We start from the raw sequence: 18534 nt of genomic DNA, 5'->3' as shown, positions 1-18534 counted from the left end.
CAGTCAGGATTTGACGGGGTTATTTCATAGGCAGCTATCGATGCACAGAGTTCAGGCCTCTGTGCCAAACATGAGGCGTATTCGTTGATTAATCGATTCAGCAGTGATTTGTAATGATAGAGACCTGAGCCAATAAGCGAAAGGGAAGGATGCGCCAAGGTTTGTTGCGGATTTAGTAACAGTGAAAGGCAGGCAGTGCAGGTGACGGGGTTATGTCCTACAACTTCTATCGGTATTCGTCTGATGCCAATCTGATGCCTTGGGGCGTTAAGCTCTTCCCGCTACGGGGAGGCTCGGCTAAGGTGCGCACCTTACGGGGCAAACCCCGCTTAAATCAGTTCGAAGGCCTGGTATGACGACATCCAACAACAACCCTCTGCATGGCGTAACACTGGAGCAGATCCTCACCGCGCTGGTGGCGCACTACGAATGGTCGGGATTGGCGGAGCGCATTGATATTCGCTGTTTCAAAAGCGATCCGAGCATCAAGTCCAGCCTGACGTTTTTGCGCAAGACCCCGTGGGCGCGGGAGAAGGTCGAAGGTTTGTACGTGAAGCTGGCACGCAGCAAAGGCTGGTGAGGGCCCTCCTTTCTCTGCCGATACCCAAGGATGATTAAAACGATGCACAGCGAACATTCGCAACAGTCGCAAGGACAGCGCAGCTTCATCATCATCGCAGCACTGCTGGGATGGTCGGCATTGGCTATCCAGCTGTATCTGATTTTTTTCGCGCGGTGGGCGGATCAAGCGAGTCTGCTCGGTGGGCTGGTAAGGTTCTTCAGTTTTTTTACCATACTCACTAACACCTTGGTGGCGATTGCCCTGACCTGCGCGGTCGTTAGCAGAAGCGATGGTGTTCATCGCTTTTTCCGAACGCCTTGGGTGTGCAGCGGCATTGCTGCCAGCATTGTCCTGGTGGGGCTCGCTTACAACGTGCTCCTGCGCCATTTGTGGCAGCCCCAGGGCTGGCAATGGATCGCGGACGAATTGCTGCACGACATCATGCCGCTGCTGTTTCTTGTGTACTGGTGGCTATACGTCCAGAAAGGGGGATTGCGCTTGAGCCACGTGCTGCTGTGGGGGATCTACCCGCTGGTGTATTTCGCTTACGTGCTGTTGCGGGGGGATTTGATTGGCGACTATATGTACCCCTTTATTGATGTCGGCACCCTCGGTTATGCCAAGGCCTTTATCAATGCAGGTGGCGTGCTGGCCGGGTTTTTCATGATCTCGCTGGTACTGGTCGGGCTGGATAGGGTCAAGGGCCACAGCGTCAGACGGTGAAGGAATGCGGTCTGTTCAAGACCGCATCGCCGACATCGTTCAACCGTTGTCGGCCTCATTCAGGCGCCAGTAACCGACGGTTTTTACCAGACTTTCCTCCAGGCCAAATTCATTCAGCAATACACGACGAATCTTGCGTGACAACGCCGCTTCAGTTGCCACCCAGGCGTATAGCTTGCCTTCCGGCATTTCCAGCCTGCGGGTAACCTTCACCAGATCCTGCTCGCCCCGCACAATCCAGATCACGTCGACCTGAGCCAGACTGTGCAAGGTCTGCTGCTCGGACGAGTCGGCGATCTCGACCACCACCAGCGCACTGCGGTTGGCCGGCAGGCTTTCTACACGGCGGGCAATGGCGGGGAGGGCGGTTTCATCGCCGATCAGCAAGTAGCTGTCGAAGATATCCGGGACGATCATCGAGCCCCGTGGCCCGGCGATGTACAGCGTTTGCCCCGGTTTGGCCTGCGCTGCCCACGTGGCGGCAGGCCCCTCGCCGTGGAGGACGAAATCGATATCCAGTTCGCCAGCCTCTGCGTCATGGCGCCGAGGCGTGTAGTCGCGCATCGCCGGGCTTGGGCCATCGCTTGGGGAGCCGGGGACGAAGGTCTCGAGTGCCGCCTGCTCTTCGGCCGTTTGCGCGAAGATCAACTTCACGTGGTCATCGGTGCCCAGGCTGACAAAGCCCTGCAGTTGCGGCCCGCCCAAGGTGATGCGGCGCATCCGGGGTGTCAGGTCGATGACGCGCAGCACCTCCAGCTTGCGGCGTTTGATGTCATGGCTGACGCGGTGAATGGTCTGTTGCAAATTCATCAAGACTTCTCCGTGGCGCTGACAGGGCCGTCAACGATAGCTTTGGCGGTGTCGTTCAGCAGGGTGCTCACGCGCAGGATTTCTGCCGCATCCCAGCGCCCGTGATGCAGTTGCAGCGCATGTCGCAGGTTGTGCACGGCTTCATGGATTTGCGGCGGCCGATCATGTCCGCGCAAGGCGCGCTTACTGACGTCGATGCGCATGTGCACCCCCTCCAGCGCGATGGCCTGTTCAGTCAGCGAATGCTCACCACTCGGGGTCACGACGTAGCGTTTTTTCCCGCCGAAGGCGTCGCCGAGGATCATTTCGCTTTCTTCAAGAAAGGTCAGTGTCGGGTAGATCACCCCCGGGCTTGGGCTGTAGGCGCCGTCGAACATACCTTCGATCTGGCGGATCAAGTCATAGCCGTGGCTGGGTTGTTCGGCGATCAACGCGAGCAGCAGTAATTTCAGGTCGCCGGGAGCAAAGACCCGCGGGCCGCGTCCTCCGCGCTCACGGCCGGGACGTTTTTCGAAACCATCGCGGCCGTCACCGTGATCGCGGTGGTCTTGATGGGCCTGGTGAGTGGGGTCACCTGGTTCGCTCATTTCTCTGTCTCCTGCGTAAGTTAGATATACCTTAAGATATATCTAACTTTTAACGCAAGAGATAAAGAGAATCATTATTATTGAGTGCTGACCTGCAATGACACGGGCGGGGCGTTACAGGCGGTGTGGCTGCCCGGCACGAGATAAGGGTTAAGGATCGGCGCCATGCCTTTGAGCACCTGCACGGGCAACGCTGACGTGAACTTGAAGGCTTCGGACGCGCGACCGGGTACGAACGCCGTCAACGTCCCGAAGTGATTGGCGCCGATGTAGAACACAAACGTCGCCGTGCGGTTGATTGACCTCGACCCGAGGATTCTGCCTCTGGCGCCAATGCTCTCGATCCGGTTGTCACCGGTCCCGGTTTTGCCGCCCATGGCCAGCACGGTGCCGTCCTCGAGTTTGAAGCTGCCCTGCACACGCCGCGCCGTGCCGGCATCCACCACTTGCGACAGCGCCTCACGCATGGCCGTTGCGACCTCGACCGGCAGCACACGCTTACCCAGATTGGGATTATTCGCCAACTGCGTTTCGTAGGGCGTGCCGGCAGCAAAGTGCAGGCTGTCGACGCGCAGTACAGGCAGGCGGATACCATCGTTCTGAATGATCCCGATCAACTCGGCCAGTGCTGCCGGACGGTCCCCCGAGCTGCCGATGGCGGTCGCCAGTGACGGCACCAGATGATCGAACGGATAACCCAGTCGTTGCCAGCGGCTATGAATATCGAGGAACGCTTCGATCTCCATCATCGTGCGAATCCGCGTGTCGCGGGCGCTTTTGTGCCGACTTTTGAACAGCCAGCTATACACCTCTTGACGCTCGTTTTGACTGGCGACAAGTGCTTCGCTGAACTTCGCTTGCGGGTGTTGCAGCAGGTAGCCCACCAGCCACAGATCCAAGGGGTGAACCTTGGCGATATACCCTTGATCCGGCAGGTTGTACGCGCCCGGCCCGTAGTTTTGATACAGCTCGCCAAGGCGCTTGTCGGTCAATTTGTCGACCGCCGCTTTGTCATCGGCCAAGTGCGCGCGAACGAAAGCGTTAAACGCGCTCTGATCGGCATTGGGCAATAAGTAACGGTGCACGGCGGCCAGGCGAATCGCCGTGGGGTGCATGCCGTCGAGGAAGGTATCCAGCCGGTCCTGGGTGGACTTGTTCTTGTAGCGCTTCCAGAAGCGCAGAAGAAACACCGTGCCCTCGCGATCGGCAAACTGGCTCAGGTATTCCTGGCGTCTGGGGTCGTTATCATCCTTGAGCAACAGGGCGTTGCTGTTGGCCGACTGATAGATGCTGTAACGCACAAGGTCACGCATCAAGCGTATGAACGGCAGGTTGATGGACTCGCGTATCGCGTCGCGCAAGCTTGGGCTCCGACCATTGTCTTCTTTGCGAAAGTTATTGAAGTGATGCATCCCGCCGCCAGTGAAAAAACTTTCGCCGGGGCTGGCGGAGTACTGCCGATCCAGCGCTGCGGCGAGCATCTTCGACAGGTCTTGATCCTTGTTCTGCATCAGGTAATCGAGGGCCCAGCGGGTTAGCCGGTCCTGGTCTTCGACCGGGACTTTTTTCAGTTCGGAGGGCATTTTTCCGGCGTAGCGTTGATGCAGCTCAGACATGATTTCCAGGTAGGTGGTCAGCACCCGCATTTTTGCAGTAGAGCCCAGTTCCAGCTTGCTGCCCTCGTTGATGTCGAACGGTTGGTCGGTGCTGTCGGTCTGCACCCGCACCCGAGAACCATCCGGGTCGCGTTCGAACAAGGTGAAGCTGTAACGCACCTCCTGGGTGCTGGTCGGCGTCAGCAAATGTTCACCGATCAAGCCCATTTTTGTGGCGAAGGCTGGGTCCGCCAGATCCCGCAGGTATTGACTGACGCTGGTTTGCAACTCCCCTTGCAAGGTACTGGTCGCCGCCAGATCCAGACGGTCGAGGTCATACAGAGGGCGATTGAGCAGAGTGGACAGACGACTGCGGGCGACACTGATGCCCTTGTTGGTTTCGATGGGCTGAAGGGTCGGTTGCTGGGCCCAGTCACGATAGGTCACAGCGCTGGCCAGCGCTGCGTTCGACAGCGCTTGATCAATGACATTGTTCTGCGCCAGCAGGCGGATATGGCTGTCAGTCAGTTGCGCCAACTCTTCGCGACCTCGGGCCAGATAATGCGAAGGCCGACGTTGGGCGATCACCAGTGACAACACCTGACGCAACGCCAGACCGCGTTCAGCGAGGCTTTTCGGGTCGTTGGCAGTGTCAGTCAGTTGCTGATTGACCTTATCGAAGTCTGCGCCATACCAGACGCGTAAACCCTCAGCCAGGCCATGCACTTCACCATGCCCCGGCACGGCTGACAGCGGGACACTGTTGAGGTAATCACGGACCACGCGCTGCCGTGCCTCCAGTGTCTGCGGGCCATCTTGATAGGCACGGACGCTGGCGGAAATCATCTGCCGCAGCTTCTCTGCACCGGACTGGGTCAATCCATCGGGTGAATGGCGATACTTTTCCAGTTGCGTGGCGAGTGTACTGCCGCCAGCGGATTGGCCGGGCAGGGCGAAAAGCTTGGCGACCTGGGAGAGCGCGGCCTTGGCAAAGCGCGGCCAGTCGACGGCAGGGTTGGCCAAGGGTTGTTGCGGGTCAAGCAGGTCGCGGTTCTCGATAAACAGCAAACTGTGGACCACCAAGGGCGGGATCGCCGCAAAGCTGGAATAGAGCTGCTGCGGATAACGGAACTGATAGAGCGGAGCTCCCCGACAATCAGTAATCGACAACCCTGCCTGAATTTTCTCTTGATAGGGCACGAAGAAACCGCGCTGGCTATAGGCGAGCAGGTCGGGAGAGAACCGGGTTTGCCGGGTCACTAGATAATCGCGTTTGAGCAAGCGTGGCAGAAACTCACCTAGCGCCGAATACCCCAGACGTCGATCGAACGGGCCCTCGCCGGGGTACATGATTGAGTTGCTCGGACCGGGCTGCATCGAATAACTGAGCGTGGCGGCGAAGCGGCTGAACTCACGGGCTTGCAGTTTTGAACTGCGGGTTTCGGCAGATATGGCAAGCCCTAGAGCGGCCAGCCCTATCAGCGACAGCAACCAGAACAGACGCCAGCCATACCGTTTACGGCGTGGACGTTTAGGCAGGGGAGCGTCATCAGGACCGTCAGCAGGAACCACGGTCTTCTTTGAATCGGAATGCCATAAAGCGCCCATAGTCGATTGGCCCGGTTAAGCGTGTTAATCGCACCTGTCACAAGCTTAGACGCTGGTCGCGATTGGTGAAAACTTTGTCATACGCATGTAGGCAAATTCCCTTGAAACCTCTCGCTTGATATCGAGGCATCAACCGTGCGTCAGGGTAGGGCGTGTGGGCGATACAAACCCTGTTTGCGCACGAGATAGATTAAAACCCTGCGGCAGAATATATCCCTCTTCTAAAGCGGTTTTTGCCGTGAATTATCGCCAAATTTAAGTGTTTATATAGTGAAAGCCACTGGCTGTGGATTTTTATACTGCGCGACCATCGCGAGAGTACGTATCTGGCCTTTTCCGATGGATGTTCTTTTTTGAGGCGTGATGCGCACGTTTGTTGTGCTGGGCTCGCCTCCGATTTCAGTAGGACCATTCGCGCATGACGGGCTCGCTCATAAGGACGAACCTGATAATGCGACGCGCAGGCTTACCCGCCGGTGCTTTGAATCGTCGACTGACTACATATCCAATAACAATATGAGGTTGTAAATTTATGCCAGTCGGCAAGCACACTTTGCACACCGAGACCGCTCAAGGCGGGCCTCTGAAACGAGAGTTGGGCGAGCGCCACATTCGTCTGATGGCCTTGGGTGCCTGTATTGGTGTCGGCCTGTTTCTCGGTTCCGCCAAAGCCATCGAGATGGCAGGGCCCGCGATCATGCTGTCGTACATCATCGGTGGCCTGGCCATCCTGGTGATCATGCGCGCGCTCGGCGAAATGGCCGTGCACAACCCGGTCGCTGGCTCTTTCAGCCGCTACGCACAAGACTATCTCGGCCCCTTGGCGGGCTTCCTTACCGGCTGGAACTACTGGTTCTTGTGGCTGGTGACCTGCGTTGCGGAAATCACCGCGGTGGCCGTTTACATGGGTGTCTGGTTTCCCGAGGTTCCGCGCTGGATATGGGCGTTAGCGGCACTGATCAGCATGGGCTCCATCAACCTGATCGCAGTCAAAGCCTTCGGTGAATTCGAGTTCTGGTTCGCCCTGATCAAAATCGTCACCATCATCGCCATGGTCGTCGGCGGTATTGGCGTCATCGCCTTCGGTTTCGGTAATGACGGTGTCGCGTTGGGCGTTGCCAACCTGTGGAGCCACGGCGGCTTCATGCCCCACGGCGTGCAAGGCATCCTGATGTCACTGCAAATGGTGATGTTCGCCTACCTCGGCGTTGAAATGATCGGCCTGACCGCCGGTGAAGCGAAGAACCCACAGAAAACCATTCCCAGTGCCATCGGTTCGGTGTTCTGGCGGATTCTGTTGTTCTACGTTGGTGCGCTGTTTGTGATCCTGTCGATCTACCCGTGGAACGAAATAGGCACCCAGGGCAGCCCTTTTGTGATGACCTTCGAGCGTCTGGGTATCAAGACTGCCGCCGGCATCATCAACTTCGTGGTCATCACTGCGGCACTGTCGTCCTGCAACGGCGGCATCTTCAGTACCGGACGCATGCTCTACAGCCTGGCGCAGAACGGCCAGGCACCGCGTGGCTTCGCCCAAACCTCGAGCAACGGCGTACCACGTCGTGCACTGCTGCTGTCGATTTTTGCCTTGTTGATCGGCGTATTTCTCAATTACCTGGTGCCGGAAAAAGTCTTCGTCTGGGTAACGGCCATCGCGACCTTCGGTGCGATCTGGACCTGGACCATGATCCTGCTGGCGCAACTCAACTTCCGCCGAGGCCTGAGCAAAACCGAGCGCGACCAACTGAAATTCCGTATGTGGCTATGGCCGCTCAGCTCTTATCTGGCGCTGGCGTTCCTGATCCTAGTGGTAGGCCTGATGGCTTACTTCGAAGAAACCCGCATCGCGTTGTATGTCGGGCCAGCGTTCCTGGTACTGCTGACGGTACTGTTCTACGTGTTCAACCTGGCGCCGAAAAACGAAGCAGTGGGCGCTATACGTCCGGCGTTGTAACATCGCCTGAAACGCAAAAAGCCCTGGTCGGTTCATAATGATCGGGGCTTTTTTTACCCCTCACTGTCTCCGGTATTTGGTGGGCTGATTTCGCAGGCGAGCCTGCTCCCACAGTTCTTGTAGTTTTTTGACAATTCAGCGTTCGACAAACCAAGATCGGCTTTGAAAAGGATCAGTTCGGATTTTATGTGTTCAAGCTCTATCTCGGCATCCCATCTCAATGCCCATGTTTGGAACATACGGCATGTCCAGCAGCACTCTTTTTCTGTCAGCGGGATCATATCGGTTCCCCACGGATCTACCTCTCTCGTGTTGATCTCTGAAAGTTGGTCCTCCGACAGGGTTACAGGAAAACAACTTTTGGGTAAAAGCTTTTCCAGGGTATACATTTTAGGGCGCGTCATTGCCGCCAGATCTTCCGGACAATTCCAGTTTTCAGGCAGCGGTAGTAGCGGCTCCTCAATTGCCTGATATCCCCCTACCCAAACGGCAGTACCTTTGATTTCCATCATCCTTCCCTCACTGATTCGTTCACTCTCCTTGCATAACGACCCACCTTCAAAAAACTTGGCCTGATAAACCCGTAGGAAATTTCCGAGAGTGCGTTTCAGTGAGACGGCGTTTTCAAACTGCCACCACCTGCCCCGGCGTCCCCAGCCTTTTATTCAATTCCAGCCCGCTCGCCATGAGCATCATCAAGCCCAAACCCAGCAGAGCGGTAAAGACTTGCATCGGCCAGGTGTCGCCAGCGAGAGCGTTGGCCATGTCGGCCAGCGGCGCGAGCAGGACGCTGAGGCAGAAGACTTCCAGGGAATAGCGACCCATGCGGCAGGTTTGCTGGGCCGGCCAGTTGTTCAGCCATGCCTGACCTGTCGGCAGCAGTTTTGCGGCGCAGTAAGCCAGCGCCAGAAAGTGCAGCAGGCGCGCGGGCGAGAGGTCGGTTTTGCTGATCGGGTACAGCAGGTCGGAGATGGCTTTTGGTATCAACATCTCGTGCAGCCCCGGCCATTTCCACGACAGGGTAATCAGCCCGGAGATCACCACGTATGTCGCGCAGACGATGAACAACGGTTGCTGCTTCAGCGGGCGTGGTTGCGGGGCGCTCGGTCGTTGCCCACGAATTGCGCAGGCACCGCCGAGGACGAACAGCAGTTGCCAGGCCACGGGGTTGAAGTACCAGACGCCGCCTTCATAAGCCGAGAGATTCCAGCCAAATAGCGGCACCATCAGGTACAACGCAACGGACAGTCCGACCACGTATTCGGTCCGGCGCAGCATCCAGGGCAGGATCAGTGGCAAGGCCAGCAACAGCAGAATGTAGAGCGGCAACGGGTCAGTCAGGTTGGGTTTGAAGCGCAGGAGTAACTCATCGGCCAAGGCTTGTTGCGGGTTTCTGACGAAGTAGCTCAAGCCCATCTCCTGGATCATGTCGCGGGTTTCGACATGATTGTTGGCGACGAACACGATACCCATCAGCAGCGTCAACAGGAAGATATGCACCACATACAGCACCCACGCCCGCCGCAGGATGCGGACGCAGGCGACGACAAAACCGTCGCGCAAGGCGATGCGTCCATAGGCCAGCACTGCTGCATAACCGGCGAGAAATACAAAGATCTCCGCCGCATCGCTGAAGCCGTAGTTGCGTACAGTAAGTTGGGCGAAGGGGTTGCCAGGCACGTGATCCCAGAAAATGAAGATCAGCGCCAGACCTCGAAAGAAATCGATTCGAGGATCGCGTCCGTTAATCATGTCAGCGGGCTCTTCAGCGGGTGTTCGATCGGGAGGTGGGTGCGGCCTTGGAGGTTCCAAGTAGCACATCGGCGGCGCGCAGGGTGGCGTCATTGGTGAATAAATGCAAAAACAGGCTATTACTTAATGTCTCAGGAACATGGGGGCTGCTGCGGTAGAACCTTAGGCAATGGTCACAGTCTGCAGGGTATGCAGTGCTCATGATCGGTCTGGAAGCTTAAGCGCAAGTCGGGGGGATTCGCATGATGGAGCTACTTCAGCCCCAAAAAAACACGAGTGCTGAACGTGTTGCATGGTTATTTCGGGAGCGCTGGGTGCTGCTGACCATCCTGGCCCTTGCAGCTTTGGTGCGCTTTTATGAAGTGACCGGGCCGGCCATCTGGTACGACGAAGCTGCCAGCGTGCTGATGAGTGAGTTTTCGTTCCCTCTCATCTGGTCTCACACCACATACGATGTTCATCCGCCTCTTTACTACCTGCTGCTGCATGGGTGGACGGCTGCATTTGGCAGCGGGGTTTTTGCGCTTCGGGCCATGAGTGTGTTGGCGGGCGGGGTGACTGTTGGGTTAGGTGTCTGGCTGGTGAGGTTGATTGCAACGCGTCGTGCCGCGATGCTGGCCGGGCTGCTTCTGGCACTTCTGCCTATTGCCGTGCGTTACAGCCAAGAGGTGCGGATGTACGCACTTCAGGGGGCCTGGCTGATGGGGGCGACGATAGCCCTGATTTACTGGATTAAACATCCGCAGCAGCGTCGATACCTGATCGTCTACACGCTGCTAATGGCAGCGGGGCTTTATACCCACTATTTTGCGGGGCTGTGTGTGGTCTCGCATTGGCTCTATCTGCTGTTGCTACGTTTCCAGCACTCGCGTACATGCCACCTCATTTCACGACCTGCGTGGTGGACCGCCAACGCTGCCGTGGTGGTTCTTTACTTGCCCTGGGTCCCTCATTTAATCAATCAATTGTCGTTGACCGGGGAAGTGGGCTGGATACCGCCTGTCACAGTCTTCAGCGTGCCTTCCATTATTTGGGAATCGTTAACGCTCGATGATGGGAGAAGTCTGCCCTGGCCGATATTTATTGCCCTGCCTGTGTGGGTGTTGCTGGCTTCCGGATGGAGTGTCCTGCGCGACAATCAGCCTTACAGGCTTCATGCGTTACTGGCCATCTATACCTTTGTGCCAATAGGGGTAGTGTTTTTAGTTTCGTTTAAACATTCGTTTTTTGTGCCCCGTTATTTCATGTTCGCGGTGATCGGGTTGCCGCTGATCCTGTCCATCGCACTGGATCGACTGGCGCATCGGTATCGAACGCTTGCCATTGTATGCCTGACAGTTTTAGTCAGTGGGGAGGGGGTAGGGCTCTACAACGTTTATAACCAGACGAATAAATTGAATGACACAGTCAATCAACCAGACAATCAGATCGACAAGACGACCGATTACATTAATCAGCACTTCGCTACGGGTGACCGCATCGTGGTAAACGATATTTATTGGTACTTGAGCGTTGCCTACTACAACAAAACCGGGACGATTCCGTTGCTCTACACCCCGCCGTTGCCGACTGGGGAGTCTGGACGTCCTGGCGAACAGGCTGAGGGTGCTCTGTTGTATCAAGATGCGGACGCGCTGTATGTCGATAACCTTGGCTCACTGCCTTCCGAGACAAGGCGGGTATGGGTGGTCCAGGGCAGTGAACCGGACGAAGCCATGACAGTCCCGAAAAACTGGCTGCCAGTCAGTGCGTTGACCACGGGTGACACGCAAGTCTGGCTTTACGCCGTCTGCACAACGGCCGTGTGTGGGCCGTTGAGAGCAGCCAGTAACTAAGTGCAGTGTCAGTAACGTTGAGCCTCGACCATCGTTCCTCGTCGGGGCTCAACGCATCAATCGGCCTCAGGCTGCGGCAGTGTTGGGCTCAAAACTGTCGGCTCGCGCCATCTGCCACATGTTCGAGTAGAACTCGCCATCCACTTCGCCGGTCAGCAATTCGCCAGGCTTGAGGAATACGTGGGACTGGGAGAACAGTTTGATCTCTGTGGCGGACATCCGTCGGACCAGATGCTTGGCCTCAAGCTGCGAAGGGTGATCGAGGCCGGCTGCAGCCAGCATTTCGGCCAATGCCTTGAGCGTGCTGCGGTGGAAGTTGAACACCCGCTGCGCTTTGTCTGGCACTACCAGTGCCCGTTGACGCAATGCATCCTGGGTGGCAACGCCGGTCGGACATTTGTTGGTGTGGCAGCTTTGCGATTGAATGCAGCCAATTGCGAACATGAAGCCGCGTGCCGAGTTGGCCCAATCGGCACCAATCGCCAGCACGCTAGCGATATCGAACGCGCTGACAATCTTGCCGCTGGCACCCAGCTTGATTTTGTCCCGCAGGTTCAGGCCGACCAGGGTGTTGTGCACGAACAGCAGACCTTCACGCATAGGCACGCCCATGTGGTCGGTGAATTCCACGGGTGCCGCGCCGGTGCCGCCTTCTTTGCCGTCGACCACGATGAAGTCTGGAAGGATGCCGGTCTCGAGCATGGCTTTGGCGATGCCCATGAACTCCCACGGATGCCCCAGGCAAAACTTGAAGCCCACGGGTTTGCCTCCAGACAGTTCGCGCAGTTGAGCAATGAAGTGCATCAGTTCGCAAGGGGTCGAAAACGCACTGTGTCGCGAGGGTGAGATGCAATCTTCGCCCATCATGATGCCGCGGGTTTCGGCGATTTCCTTGGTCACTTTGCCTTTGGGCAAGATGCCGCCGTGGCCCGGTTTGGCGCCTTGGCTCATCTTGATTTCGATCATTCGCACTTGCGGATCTTTTGCCTGTGCGGCGAAGCGCACCGGATCGAAACGGCCATCCGATGTCCGGCAGCCGAAGTAGCCGCTGCCCAGTTCCCAGGTCAAATCGCCGCCGTTTTCCCGGTGATACGGGCTGATGCTGCCTTCGCCGGTGTCGTGGGCGAAATTGCCGAGTTTGGCGCCCTGATTCAGCGCGCGAATCGCATTGGCGCTAAGCGAGCCGAAGCTCATCGCCGAGATATTGAAGACCGAGGCCGAGTACGGTTGTTTGCACTGCGGACCACCGACCAGCACGCGAAAGGCGTGGGGATCGCTCAACGGTGCGGGGCGCATCGAGTGGCCGATGAATTCGAAACCTGTCTGATAGACATCGATCAGCGTGCCGAAAGGCTTGTCCGCCGTTTCATTTTTGGCGCGCGAATATACCAACGAACGCTGGGCCCGAGAGAAGGGCAGAGCGTCGCTGTCGGACTCCAGCAGGTATTGGCGGATCTCCGGGCGGATGCCTTCGACCAGGTAACGGATGTTGCCCAGAATCGGGTAATTGCGGCGTATCGCGTGCGGGGTCTGCAGCAGATCGCCGATGCCGATCAGGCTGAGTACACCGGTGACCAGGGTGAATGGCCAGAGCCATTCGTGGTGCCAGAACGGAATGCTGGCGAAGGTGAAACATACGCAAAACACAAAAAAAGCGTAACGACTGAGGAGGGACAGGCTCATGCGGAATCCTGGGGCTTTATGACGGTTAATGACGAAAATGCTGGCGCTGTTCCGCGCCTATCAATCAGTGGTTTCACCCCGGGTCTCTATGGACCGGCAATGAAACCTTCCCTCGGTGCAGACGAATGTAGCGCCGATAATACTCTGTCAGCTCAAAGTGTTTCGGCGAAGATCACGCTAAGCCCATCGGATAACGGCCTGTCTCTGCTTCCGGGGAGGCGCGAGCGGGCCGTACATCCTCACCTGACTGCACTCACCCCATCCAGCGTCGAGAACGAGGTGTCTTTGGCGGTCAGCAGGAAATCACGCATGTACGGCGCATCGAGCATGTCGGCGCGGATGCCGGCATACAGCGTGGCGAACAGGCCTTTTTCGCCTAATCGCTTGGCTTTCACATAGCCCCGCGAGCTGTATTCATGCAGCGCCCAATGGGGCATGCCACACACGCCGCGTCCGCTGGCGACCAGTTGCATCATCATCACCGTCAGTTCTGAGGTTCGCACCTGCGCCGGTTCAACATCGGCCGGCTCCAGAAAGCGGGTGAAGATGTCCAGACGGTCGCGCTCAACCGGGTAGGTGATCAAGGTTTCCTTGAGCAGGTCTTCCGGGACAACATACGCCTTGTTCGCCAGCGGATGCTGATTGGCCACCGCCAACATGGCTTCGTAGGTAAACAATGGGACGTAGGTGATGCCCACCAGCTCCAGTGGGTCGGAGGTCACCACCAAGTCCAGATCGCCGCGGGCCAGTGCCGGCAGCGGCGCGAAGGAAAACCCGGACGACAGGTCCAGCTCGACTTCCGGCCAGGCATCACGGAACTGGTCGATGGTCGGCATCAGCCACTGGAAGCAACTGTGACACTCGATAGCCATGTGCAGGCGCCCCGCAGTTCCGCCCGCCAGACGGGCGATGTCACGCTCGGCACCCCGCAATTGCGGGAGGACTGAATCAGCCAGCTGCAACAGGCGCAGCCCTGCACTGGTGAACCGTACGGGTTTGGTTTTGCGCGTGAACAGCGACATACCCATGCGCTCCTCCAGCTCCTTGAACTGATGGGACAAGGCAGATTGCGTCAAGTGCAGGCGCTCGGCCGCTTCCACAAGGCTGTCGGCCTCGCGCAAGGCGTGGAGGGTTTTCAGGTGGCGGATTTCCAGCATGGAGGTCTCCATGAATAAACTTTGTGATCAACACGAATACAATGAGTTTGTCTCATGTTGGTCGAGCTGTCGACAATAGCGCCATCTTTTATTGGGAGGACGTTGTCATGGCCTTGGCCCACACGCTTGGATTTCCGCGCATCGGCGCAGACCGTGAATTGAAAAAAGCGCTGGAAGCGTACTGGAAAGGCGACCTTGATCAAGCGGGCCTGCGTGCAGTTGGTCGTGAGTTGCGTGCTACCCACTGGCGTTTGCAGAAAGACGCCGGGATTGACCTGCTGCCAGTCGGCGACTTTGCCTGGTACGACCAGGTGCTGGCGCATTCGCTGACTTTCGGCGTGATCCCTGAACGCTTCGCTGGCGCCAAAGACGATGCTGGCTTGCCAACCCTTGATACGTTGTTCGCCATGGCCCGTGGCGCCAGCGATCATTGCTGCGGCGATAGCCACGGCAAGGCGCAATACGCTCAAGAGTTGACCAAGTGGTTCGATACCAACTACCACTATCTCGTCCCTGAATTCACTGAGGACCAGCGTTTCCAGCTGAGCTGGGAGCAGTTGTTCGAGGAGGTCGACGAAGCCCGGGCGCTGGGTTATGCAGTCAAACCGGTATTGATCGGCCCTTTGACGTACTTGTGGCTGGGTAAAGCCAAGGGCGACAGCTTCGACAAACTTGATTTGCTGGAACGCCTGCTGCCGTTGTACGGCGAAATTCTCGGACGTCTGGCGGCGCAGGGCGTTGAATGGGTGCAGATCGATGAACCGATCCTGACCCTCGACCTGCCACAAGACTGGAAAAACGCGTTCGAACGGGCGTATCACAGCCTGCAATACTCGCCGCTGAAAAAGCTGGTCGCCACTTACTTCGGCGGCCTGGAGGACAACCTTGGGTTGGCGGTGGCGCTTCCGGTAGCGGGGTTGCACATTGATCTGGTGCGCGCGCCGGAACAGCTGGCGGCAGTGCTTGACCGTCTGCCGACCTATAAAGTGCTGTCGTTGGGCGTGGTCAACGGGCGTAACGTCTGGCGCTGCGACCTGGACAACGCACTGGAGCAACTGCAACACGCGCACGTCCGCTTTGGCGAAAATCTGTGGGTCTCCGCGTCATCCTCGCTGTTGCACAGCCCGGTGAGTCTCGACCGCGAAGACACGCTGGATGCCGAACTGAAAAGCTGGCTGGCCTTTGCCGTGCAGAAGTGCGAAGAAATCGCGGTGCTCAGCGCGGCCTTGAACGATCCGCAGGCTACGACAGTGCAGGCCGCTTTGGTTGCGAGTCGCGCTACACAGCTCAGCCGCCAGCAATCACCGCGTATTCACAAACCCCACGTCGAGGCACGTCTGGCGGCGATCACTGCGGCTGATAGTCGGCGTCAGTCAGTGTTTGCCGAACGCATTGAGCTGCAACGTGCGCGGCTGAATCTGCCGCTGTTTCCGACGACTACCATTGGCTCGTTCCCACAGACCGCGTCCATTCGTCTGGCGCGTCAGGCGTTCAAACAGGGCACCTTGTCGGCCGCTGATTACACCGAAGCCATGCACCGGGAAATACGTCATGCGGTGGACGTTCAGGAGCGTCTTGGGCTGGATGTACTGGTGCATGGCGAGGCTGAGCGTAACGACATGGTCGAGTACTTCGCCGAGCAATTGGACGGGTATGCGTTTAGCCGGTTTGGCTGGGTCCAGAGCTACGGTTCGCGCTGCGTGAAGCCAGCGGTGATATTCGGTGACGTGAGCCGTCCGCAGGCGATGACCGTTGAATGGACGCGCTACGCGCAGAGCGTGACCGGCAAGGTCATGAAGGGCATGCTCACAGGCCCGGTGACCATGCTGATGTGGTCGTTCCCGCGTGAAGATGTTTCACGCAAGATTCAGGCGCAACAGCTGGCGCTGGCGATCCGTGACGAAGTGCTGGATCTGGAGCAGGCGGGAATCAAAATCGTGCAAATCGACGAAGCAGCCTTCCGCGAAGGATTGCCGCTACGCCGTGCACAGTGGCAGGAATATCTGGAGTGGGCGGTGGAGGCTTTTCGCCTGTGCGCGTCTGGCGTGCGTGATGAAACCCAGATCCACACCCACATGTGTTACAGCGAATTTAACGACGTGATCGAATCAATTGCTGCCATGGACGCCGACGTAATTACCATTGAAACGTCACGCTCGGACATGGAGTTGCTGGAGGCCTTCAACGCATTCGACTACCCGAATGACATCGGGCCGGGGGTCTATGACATTCATTCGCCGCGCGTGCCGGAGACCGCCGAGATGGTCAAACTGATGACCAAGGCGGTCAGGCACATCCCTGCTGAACGGTTGTGGGTCAATCCGGATTGCGGCCTGAAAACCCGCGGCTGGGTCGAGACAGAAGCCGCGTTGGCGAACATGGTGGCGGCGGCACGGCAACTGCGGTGCGAATGGGTTTGATCGCAGGCTGAACCCCGACCACCGGGCAGCATTCATCAAATTGTCATGCAACTGTGGCAGCGCGCTTTGAAAAACATCATCAAACTTCGCACCTACTGGGGATTTGCGGCTTGGTGTTTTTCATGCGGGTGTTAATTTTCTGGATCGCACTGTTGTGCGGCCTGCCGTCTTTTGCGGCTTCTCGATGCGACGTCAACGTCCCCACGCAAGTGGCCGACCTCAAAGAGGTGCACCTGGCGTATCAGAGCATCGGGCGTAACTCCGATCCGGCCCTGGTTTTGGTGATGGGGCTGGGAGGCCAGTTGATTCACTGGCCGGACGAGGTGGTGGTCGCGCTCTGTCAGCAAGGCTTTCGGGTCATCCGTTACGACAACCGCGACGTGGGTTTGTCCACCTGGACACAGGCGCCAGCCAGTCCCAACCTCACCTATGAAGTCCTGCGCTACAAGCTTGGCTTACCGGTTTCTGCACCGTATAGCCTGACAGATATGGCCGACGACGCCCTGGGCTTGATGGATTCGCTGCATGTTCGGCAATTCCATGTGCTGGGCGCGAGTATGGGCGGGATGATCGCTCAGCACCTGGCGGACATTGCGCCTGATCGCGTAGAAAGCCTGACCCTGATCATGACCAGTTCCGGCGCGCAGGGGTTGCCTGCACCGAGCCCGGCGTTGCTGCAACTGCTGGCCAGACGCAGTGCGCCGAGTCGCGAGGTGGCCATAGAACAACAGGCCGACTTGCTTGCCGCACTGGGCAGCCCTCAGGTGTTGGATGATCGCAAGAAGCTGTTGCAGCAGGCGGCAACTTCTTATGACCGCGCCTTCAATCCTGATGGCGTAAAGCGCCAGATTCTGGCGATTCTGGCCGAGTCCAGCCGTGTCGAACTGCTCGACCGTTTGCGCCTGCCAACGCTGGTGGTGCACGGCACCGCCGATCCGTTGTTGCCGGTGATGCACGGCATCCATGTCGCTGCGCATATCCAGGGCAGTCAGTTGCGCTTGATTCCGGGGCTGGCTCATCGCTTTCAGGAAGCGTTCAAGGCGCCGCTCCTGGCGGCGGTTCTGCCGTATCTGAAAGCGCATCAACACGACGGCAGTCACGTCGCGCAGTTGTAGCTCAGGTGAAAAGGACGCCGACGAAGGTGTAAGGTGCGAGCTTTCCCACTGCAATACGTGAGCGAGGGTTCCATGAGCACACCCCTGAAAATCGATTTCGTTTCTGATGTGTCCTGCCCTTGGTGTGTGATCGGCCTGCGCGCTTTGACCCAGGCGCTGGAAGGGCTGGGTGATGAGGTCAAGGCCGAGATCCATTTCCAGCCGTTCGAGCTCAACCCGAACATGCCCGCTGAAGGTCAGGACATCAACGAGCATATCTTCGAGAAATACGGTTCGACGCCCGAACAGTCCCGGCAGAATCGCGAAGTGATTCGCCAGCGCGGTGCCGAGCTGGGGTTTACCTTCTCACGGGGTGACCGACGCATCTACAACACCTTCGACGCCCACCGCCTGTTGCATTGGGCTGAACTGGAAGGCAAGCAGCAAGCGTTGAAAGAGGCCTTGTTTGCAGCGTACTTCACGGATCACGCCAACCCTTCGGATCATAACGTGCTGGCAGCCGTGGCTGAACGGGTGGGCCTGGACCGCCAGCGTGCCGAAGCAATTCTGGCTTCAGGCGAATATGCCGCCGAGGTCCGTGAGTTGGAACAGCTGTGGGTGTCGCGTGGGGTCAGTTCAGTGCCGACCATCGTTTTCAACGACCGCTATGCTGTGTCTGGCGGGCAACCGGTGGAAGCGTTCACCGACGCCATTCGTCAGATCATTGCGGAGGCCGCTGAGCCGCAATAACGCG

14 protein-coding genes are annotated in these 18534 nt (G+C 57.9%); 7 read left to right on the top strand and 7 right to left on the bottom strand.

The genetic code is table 11. The features are described 5' to 3' along the window. Positions 1–352 precede the first annotated feature (352 nt). Together RGU44_RS14395 and RGU44_RS14390 are read left to right on the top strand one after the other, a co-directional pair. Positions 353–580: a VF530 family DNA-binding protein gene (locus RGU44_RS14395; protein WP_219062087.1), complete on the top strand. Its 228-nt coding sequence runs from the start codon at positions 353–355 to the stop codon at positions 578–580. Between the two features lie 42 nt (positions 581–622). Then, positions 623–1285, top strand: a complete 663-nt coding sequence (locus RGU44_RS14390) for a Pr6Pr family membrane protein (RefSeq protein ID WP_322181503.1) — start codon at positions 623–625, stop codon at positions 1283–1285. 39 nt (positions 1286–1324) lie between these two features. Here the strand turns inward: RGU44_RS14390 and RGU44_RS14385 are convergent, their stop codons facing one another. The 3 genes from RGU44_RS14385 to RGU44_RS14375 all read right to left on the bottom strand — a co-directional run bounded on the left by RGU44_RS14385 (position 1325) and on the right by RGU44_RS14375 (position 5885). Then, complete coding sequence (locus RGU44_RS14385) at positions 1325–2095, bottom strand: siderophore-interacting protein (protein ID WP_322181500.1); 771 nt, start codon at positions 2093–2095, stop codon at positions 1325–1327. Next, positions 2095–2682 carry a PadR family transcriptional regulator gene (locus tag RGU44_RS14380; protein ID WP_322217631.1) on the bottom strand — a complete coding sequence of 196 codons (588 nt, stop codon included), beginning with the start codon at positions 2680–2682 and terminating at the stop codon, positions 2095–2097. The genes RGU44_RS14385 and RGU44_RS14380 overlap by 1 nt, the downstream gene beginning before the upstream one ends. A gap of 77 nt (positions 2683–2759) precedes the next feature. Beyond that, the gene (locus RGU44_RS14375) at positions 2760–5885 is read right to left on the bottom strand and encodes a transglycosylase domain-containing protein (protein WP_322181496.1); all 3126 of its coding nucleotides are present in this window, start codon (positions 5883–5885) and stop codon (positions 2760–2762) included. Between the two features lie 532 nt (positions 5886–6417). Between RGU44_RS14375 and RGU44_RS14370 the strand changes: the two genes are divergently transcribed. Next, positions 6418–7839, top strand: a complete 1422-nt coding sequence (locus tag RGU44_RS14370; RefSeq protein WP_322217629.1) for an amino acid permease — start codon at positions 6418–6420, stop codon at positions 7837–7839. Between the two features lie 53 nt (positions 7840–7892). On the opposite strand, the gene RGU44_RS14365 is transcribed toward RGU44_RS14370, so the two are convergent. Next, positions 7893–8348 (bottom strand): hypothetical protein, encoded by a 456-nt coding sequence (locus RGU44_RS14365; RefSeq protein ID WP_322217627.1) that lies wholly within the window; start codon positions 8346–8348, stop codon positions 7893–7895. 115 nt (positions 8349–8463) lie between these two features. Continuing rightward, positions 8464–9591, bottom strand: a complete 1128-nt coding sequence (locus RGU44_RS14360; protein WP_322217624.1) for an OpgC domain-containing protein — start codon at positions 9589–9591, stop codon at positions 8464–8466. A gap of 242 nt (positions 9592–9833) precedes the next feature. Between RGU44_RS14360 and RGU44_RS14355 the strand changes: the two genes are divergently transcribed. Continuing rightward, positions 9834–11426: a glycosyltransferase family 39 protein gene (locus RGU44_RS14355; RefSeq protein WP_322217621.1), complete on the top strand. Its 1593-nt coding sequence runs from the start codon at positions 9834–9836 to the stop codon at positions 11424–11426. 66 nt (positions 11427–11492) lie between these two features. On the opposite strand, the gene RGU44_RS14350 is transcribed toward RGU44_RS14355, so the two are convergent. Both RGU44_RS14350 and metR read right to left on the bottom strand, forming a co-directional pair. Beyond that, entirely contained in the window at positions 11493–13109 is a 1617-nt protein-coding gene (locus RGU44_RS14350; RefSeq protein ID WP_322181484.1) for an FMN-binding glutamate synthase family protein, read from the bottom strand. 239 nt (positions 13110–13348) lie between these two features. Next, positions 13349–14266, bottom strand: coding sequence for a transcriptional regulator MetR (gene metR / locus RGU44_RS14345; RefSeq protein WP_322181482.1), 918 nt, complete (start codon positions 14264–14266; stop codon positions 13349–13351). Between the two features lie 107 nt (positions 14267–14373). On the opposite strand from metR, the gene metE reads away from it, so the two are divergent. The 3 genes from metE to RGU44_RS14330 all read left to right on the top strand — a co-directional run bounded on the left by metE (position 14374) and on the right by RGU44_RS14330 (position 18530). Further along, the gene (gene metE / locus RGU44_RS14340; RefSeq protein WP_322217619.1) at positions 14374–16686 is read left to right on the top strand and encodes a 5-methyltetrahydropteroyltriglutamate--homocysteine S-methyltransferase; all 2313 of its coding nucleotides are present in this window, start codon (positions 14374–14376) and stop codon (positions 16684–16686) included. Positions 16687–16808: 122 nt separating this feature from the next. Further along, the gene (locus tag RGU44_RS14335) at positions 16809–17801 is read left to right on the top strand and encodes an alpha/beta hydrolase (protein WP_322181478.1); all 993 of its coding nucleotides are present in this window, start codon (positions 16809–16811) and stop codon (positions 17799–17801) included. Between the two features lie 72 nt (positions 17802–17873). Further along, positions 17874–18530, top strand: a complete 657-nt coding sequence (locus RGU44_RS14330; RefSeq protein ID WP_322217617.1) for a DsbA family oxidoreductase — start codon at positions 17874–17876, stop codon at positions 18528–18530. Positions 18531–18534: the final 4 nt, after the last annotated feature.

Origin of the sequence: Pseudomonas sp. 5C2, from assembly GCF_034314155.1 — a bacterium.
Classification (GTDB): domain Bacteria; phylum Pseudomonadota; class Gammaproteobacteria; order Pseudomonadales; family Pseudomonadaceae; genus Aquipseudomonas.
The sequence above is the reverse complement of the archived record's forward strand: the minus strand, read 5'-3'. Positions and strand labels throughout refer to the sequence as shown.

Bases quoted from the DNA above. Each gene is read 5' to 3' on its own strand.
- RGU44_RS14380 (WP_322217631.1), bottom strand. From the start codon at position 2,682: ATGAGCGAACCAGGTGACCCCACTCACCAGGCCCATCAAGACCACCGC.
- metE (WP_322217619.1), top strand. From the start codon at position 14,374: ATGGCCTTGGCCCACACGCTTGGATTTCCGCGCATCGGCGCAGACCGT.
- RGU44_RS14350 (WP_322181484.1), bottom strand. From the start codon at position 13,109: ATGAGCCTGTCCCTCCTCAGTCGTTACGCTTTTTTTGTGTTTTGCGTA.
- metR (WP_322181482.1), bottom strand. From the start codon at position 14,266: ATGCTGGAAATCCGCCACCTGAAAACCCTCCACGCCTTGCGCGAGGCC.
- RGU44_RS14390 (WP_322181503.1), top strand. From the start codon at position 623: ATGCACAGCGAACATTCGCAACAGTCGCAAGGACAGCGCAGCTTCATC.
- RGU44_RS14370 (WP_322217629.1), top strand. From the start codon at position 6,418: ATGCCAGTCGGCAAGCACACTTTGCACACCGAGACCGCTCAAGGCGGG.
- RGU44_RS14365 (WP_322217627.1), bottom strand. From the start codon at position 8,348: ATGGAAATCAAAGGTACTGCCGTTTGGGTAGGGGGATATCAGGCAATT.
- RGU44_RS14385 (WP_322181500.1), bottom strand. From the start codon at position 2,095: ATGAATTTGCAACAGACCATTCACCGCGTCAGCCATGACATCAAACGC.
- RGU44_RS14355 (WP_322217621.1), top strand. From the start codon at position 9,834: ATGATGGAGCTACTTCAGCCCCAAAAAAACACGAGTGCTGAACGTGTT.
- RGU44_RS14330 (WP_322217617.1), top strand. From the start codon at position 17,874: ATGAGCACACCCCTGAAAATCGATTTCGTTTCTGATGTGTCCTGCCCT.
- RGU44_RS14360 (WP_322217624.1), bottom strand. From the start codon at position 9,591: ATGATTAACGGACGCGATCCTCGAATCGATTTCTTTCGAGGTCTGGCG.
- RGU44_RS14375 (WP_322181496.1), bottom strand. From the start codon at position 5,885: ATGGGCGCTTTATGGCATTCCGATTCAAAGAAGACCGTGGTTCCTGCT.
- RGU44_RS14395 (WP_219062087.1), top strand. From the start codon at position 353: ATGACGACATCCAACAACAACCCTCTGCATGGCGTAACACTGGAGCAG.
- RGU44_RS14335 (WP_322181478.1), top strand. From the start codon at position 16,809: ATGCGGGTGTTAATTTTCTGGATCGCACTGTTGTGCGGCCTGCCGTCT.